We start from the raw sequence: 4,901 nt of genomic DNA on the forward strand, positions 1-4,901 counted from the left end.
CGACACCGCCGCTGCCCGACCCGCCGGTGCCGCCGGTGCCGCCGTTGCCGCCGTCGACCGCGCCGGCACCCGAGCCGCCGTTGCCGCCCACCCCGCCGGTACCGGCCGGGCCATCCGCGCTCATGCCGCCGCCGCCGCCGTTGCCGCCATTGCCGGCGTGCTCGCTACCGGCCGCCAAACCAAGTGGGTTGCCGACCTGGACCGCGGCCCCGGCGCTGTTGCCGCCGTTACCGCCCGCACCGCCGTTACTCGGGGTGCCGCCACCCTGACCGCCGACACCCCCGTTGCCGCCGTTGCCGCCGATCGCCGTGCCGTTACCACCGGTGCCGCCGGCGCCGCCGTCACCACCGGGGTTCTGGGGTACCCCGAGCCCAGCGGTGCCGCCGGTACCACCCACGCCACCTTGGCCGCCGTTGCCGCCGACGCTGATCCCGGTGGTACCGCCGTTGCCGCCGTCACCACCCTTGCCGCCGGCGATGTCGCCGTCGCCGCGGCCACCTTGGCCGCCGTTGCCGCCCTGGCTGTAGGTGCCCGTCCCGTCGTTCCAGCCGGTGGCGTCACCGCCGTCACCGCCGTCGGCGGTCTGGCCGCCGGCGCCCTTGGGGCTGCTGCCCGATGCGCCGGCGGCACCGCCGTTGCCGCCCTTGAACGTGCCGGTGCCGCCGTCGCCGCCCTTGCCGGAGTCACCGCCGGTGCCGTCGTTGCCGGCCGCGTAGCCGCCGCCGCCGCCGACGCCGCCGTTGCCGCCGGTGGTCTTGACGGTGGCGTCGTCGGTGGCGCCGTTGCCGCCGTCACCGCCGGCCCCGCCGGTACCGGCCTTGCCCAGGGCGCCATCGCCGCTGACACCGCCGCCGGCACCGCCAAAGCCGCCGTTGCCGGCGACACCGTTGGTCGCGTCACCGCCGTTACCTCCGGCGCCGGCGTCACCACCGCTGTCGCTCATGTAGCCGGTGCCGCCGGCTCCGCCAGCACCGCCGTTGCCGCCGGACAGGCCCGCGCCGCCGTGTCCGCCGACGCCGCCGTCGCCGCCGGCCGCGCTCTGCGAGACATCGCTGGCGCCGCCCAGGAAGCCGCCGTTGCCACCCTTGCCGCCGGCGCCGGCGTTGCCGCCCTTGCCCAGGAAGTCGCCGGCCGAGTCCTTGGCGGCGTCACCGCCGTTGCCGCCCTTGCCGCCGTCGCTGCCGTCGGTGTAGGTGCCGGCCGAGCCCTTCGAGCCGTCGAACTTGTCGCCGCCCGCGCCGCCGTTGGCCCCGGCGCCGCCTCGGCCGCCGAGGCCGCCGTCGTGGTGGGTGGCGTCGCCTTCCGCCCCGGCGCCGCCGTTGCCGGCCGTGCCTGCCGCACCGCCATTGCCGCCGTTGCCGTAGGTGAATCCGCTGCGGCCGCCGTCACCGCCGGCGCCCGCGTTGCCGCCGGCACCACCGGCACCGTTACCGCCGTTGAAGAACGTCCCGGCCACGCCGTTGGCGCCGTTACCGCCCACCCCGCCGGCGCCGCCGTTACCGAACAACCAGCCGGCCGCCGCGCCGCCGTCACCGCCGTGGCCGCCGTTGAACCCGTCGACAATCGCGTTGCCGCCGGCGCCACCGGCGCCGCCGACACCCATGAACGCACCGCCGATGCCGCCCGCGCCGCCGTCGGCCCCGGCACCGCCGTCACCGCCGGCGCCACCGTTGCCGAACCAGCCGGCGTCGCCCCCGTCGCCGCCGCCGACACCGGCCGCGTTGCTGTCCCAGCCGGCACCGCCGTCACCGAGCCACAGGCCCGCCGCACCACCATCGGGGTCGAGCGCGGTGCCGGCGATGCCGTTGCCGATCAGGTACAGGCCGGACATCTCGTTGATGGAGTTGTCGATCATCTGACCGAAGTCGCTGGTGATCCAGGCCTGGACACCCATGTGCAGCGGTGTGTAGAACCACTGGTCCATCAGGCTGGTCATGTCGAAGCTCAGGCCCTCGGCGGCGCCCGCGTGCAGGTCGAGGGGTACGACGGCGTCGGTCGGAGCGAACATCTCGGTGAGCCAGTCGAGGTTGAACAGGTCGGCGCCGTCGGCGTGGGCTACCGGCGCCGTCGCCAGCGGAGCCATCCCGAACGCCAGGAACGCGGCGACCGCGCTGCCGGCGCCGATCGTACGGTTACGCCGCTGCCCCACCCGGCCCTGCGGATCACGCTGACTGCTGTGAAGACGGCTCATGTATCAAGACCTTCCTGTGACAGTGGCAATCATCTTGCCCAGCGGTAAATAAGTCTGATCTGCGGCGATACCGTCGGCTCCGCCCGCGTCGGCAACCCGGAAATAACGTGTGACGTGCATAAACAATCCGTCGAACCCGCTGGATTTAACTGTGATGCACGCAACACGTCCGACATGACTCCATCTTCGATCAATATCAATCTGTGAAATAGGATAATTTTCCTTAGGTCAGGAGTATTCTCGTAAACATGAACTACGCCGCCCGGATGGCGCGTCAGCGCGGCGGCGTGCGGGTGTACGAGTACCCGCCCGATCCACACATCCCGCCGGTCGTAGTGGCCCGGGTCGGCCACGACACGCTGTCCCCGCGGGGACAGATCCACAACTTCCCGGCGCTGTGGTTCGACCACGGAACCCGCGCCGTCTACATCGTCGCGATGGGCGCCACCATCGACCCGGGGCACGTGGAGAGCACCGATGACGGGGTCGCGGTGTTCTTCAACTCGGACGCGCTCGGCGACGACGGGGCGTCCCCCTGGCTGACCTGGCGATCACATCCGCTGCTCTGGCTGTTCCTGCACGAACGCGCGGGCGGCCTGCTGCGCCTGGAACTGCCAGAAGCCCGCCGGCCGGCGTTCAAGGCCACCCTCGATTCGATGAAGTCCGAACTCAAGACCCGCGCCGAGGGGTTCCGCGAGGCGGTGCTGGCGCACCTGACGCTGCTGCTGACCGACGTCGCCCGGTTGGCCCACCATGTCGGCGACACCCGCCGCCACCACCACGAACCGCTGCTGGACGACGTGTTCAAGACGATCGACCGGCGCTACCGCGAACCGCTCTCCCTGGCGGAGGTGGCCCGCGACGTCGCGGTCTCACCCGGATACCTGACGACCCTGGTCCGCAACCGCACCGGACGCACGGTCCTGGAGTGGATCACCGAACGCCGGATGGGTGAGGCGCGCCGGCTGCTGACCGACACCCGCCTGCCGATCGCCGACGTCGCCGATCAGGTCGGGCTGCCCGATCCGGGGTATTTCACCAGGGTCTTCCGCCAGGCACACGGCACCTCACCGAGCAGTTGGCGCAGTCAGCCCGTTCCCGGAGCGGCCCCGCGATAACGCCGGCCTTCTGGTATTCCTCATGGATGCGAATCGGTGTGCAACTGGGGTATTCCGGTGGGTTCAAAGAGGCCGCCGAGCAGGTGGTCGAGCTGGAGCGGGTCGGCATCGACGCGGTCGCGGTGGCCGAGGCGTACTCGTACGACGCGGTCAGCCAACTGGGATACCTGGCGGCGAAGACGTCGACGGTCGAACTGGTCTCCGGGGTGCTGCCGATCTACACCCGCACCCCGTCGCTGCTGGCGATGACGGCCGCCGGGCTGGACTTCGTCTCCGACGGCCGGTTCCGGCTGGGGCTGGGCACCTCCGGGCCGCAGGTGGTGGAGGGTTTTCACGGGCTGCCGTTCGACGCACCGCTGGGCCGCACCCGCGAGGTCGTGGAGATCTGCCGACAGGTGTGGCGCCGTGAGGCCCCGCTGCAGTACACCGGCAAGAACTACCAGGTGCCGCTGCCGGCCGAGCACGGCACCGGGCTGGGCAAGGCGCTGAAGCTGATCAATCACCCGGTGCGACAGTCGATTCCGATCTCGATCGCCGCACTGGGTCCGAAAAACGTCGAGCTGACCGCGGAGATCGCCGAGGGCTGGCAGCCGGTGTTCTTCCACCCGGAGAAGGCACACGACGTGTGGGGGCCGGCACTGGCGGCGGGCTCGGCCAAACGCGACCCGGCGCTGGGACCGCTGGACGTGATGGTCGGGGTGACGCTGGCGATCGGCGACGACGTCGAGGATCGGCTCGCCTGGGCCAAACCGCAGCTGGCGCTGTACATCGGCGGGATGGGTGCACGGGGCCGCAACTTCTACCACAACGTCGCCACCCGCTACGGGTTCGGCGAGGTCGCCGACCGGATCCAGGAGCTGTTCCTGTCCGGGCGCAAGACCGAGGCGATTGCGGCGGTTCCCGACGAACTGGTGCGGGCGGTGTCACTGATCGGGCCGCGCGGCTTCGTCGCCGAGCAGGTGGCGGCGTTCGCGGCGGCCGGGGTGACGACGCTGCTGGTGGCCCCGCTCAGTGCGGATCCGGCCGAGGCAGTGCGGTATGTGGAGACGCTGCGTGAGCTGACCTGATCGACGGTTGGACTCCAGACCGGAACTTGTCGGTAGTTCGCACTAGTGTTCGATGTATGGGTAGGGACGCGTTCGCCGATCGGGAGACGATCCTGGGATGCCTGGATGCGATCGAGGTGGCGTCCGCCCGGTTGGCACAGTGTTCGTTCGACGCGTTGAGCACCGCGGAGTTGGTGGCGGTGCTGGCCCGACGAGAAGCACTGGCCTGGCAGGCACCGGTGATCGACCACCGCATCCTGGCCCGACTGACCGCCGAGGGACACACCACTGCGCTGGGTGCCTGCTCACTGGTCAAAGGCCTCGCCGAGCGGTTGCGGATCAGCGGTAGCGAGGCGCGCCGCCGGGTGGATGAGGCCGCCGACCTCGGCCCCCGCACCACCCTCGGTGGCCAACCCCTGCCACCGCGACTGCCGGCGCTGGCCGCCGAACAGGCCGCCGGGCACATCGGCCCCGAACATGTGGTGATCGCCCGCAAAGCGCATGCGAAGATCCCAGCCGGTGTCAGCACAGCACGCCGGGATCGCG

4 protein-coding genes are annotated in these 4,901 nt (G+C 71.5%); 3 read left to right on the plus strand and 1 reads right to left on the minus strand.

The window, feature by feature from the left end:
* Positions 1–2,191: PGRS repeat-containing protein (locus KIH27_RS23075; RefSeq protein ID WP_372451434.1), on the minus strand; the 2,191-nt coding region annotated here is incomplete at its 3' end.
* 248 nt (positions 2,192–2,439) lie between these two features.
* Here KIH27_RS23075 and KIH27_RS19930 point away from each other — a divergent pair.
* From KIH27_RS19930 to KIH27_RS19940, 3 genes are all read left to right on the plus strand, one after another.
* A complete protein-coding gene (locus tag KIH27_RS19930) occupies positions 2,440–3,309 on the plus strand; it encodes a helix-turn-helix transcriptional regulator (RefSeq protein WP_214094708.1) in 870 nt (289 codons plus the stop codon).
* Between the two features lie 26 nt (positions 3,310–3,335).
* Positions 3,336–4,376, plus strand: coding sequence for an LLM class F420-dependent oxidoreductase (locus KIH27_RS19935; protein WP_214094709.1), 1,041 nt, complete (start codon positions 3,336–3,338; stop codon positions 4,374–4,376).
* A 56-nt stretch (positions 4,377–4,432) separates the two neighbouring features.
* A partial coding sequence (locus KIH27_RS19940; RefSeq protein WP_214094710.1) for a DUF222 domain-containing protein occupies positions 4,433–4,901 on the plus strand: 469 nt, incomplete at its 3' end.

The sequence above is a fragment of the Mycolicibacter acidiphilus genome, assembly GCF_018455725.1.
Classification (GTDB): domain Bacteria; phylum Actinomycetota; class Actinomycetes; order Mycobacteriales; family Mycobacteriaceae; genus Mycobacterium; species Mycobacterium acidiphilum.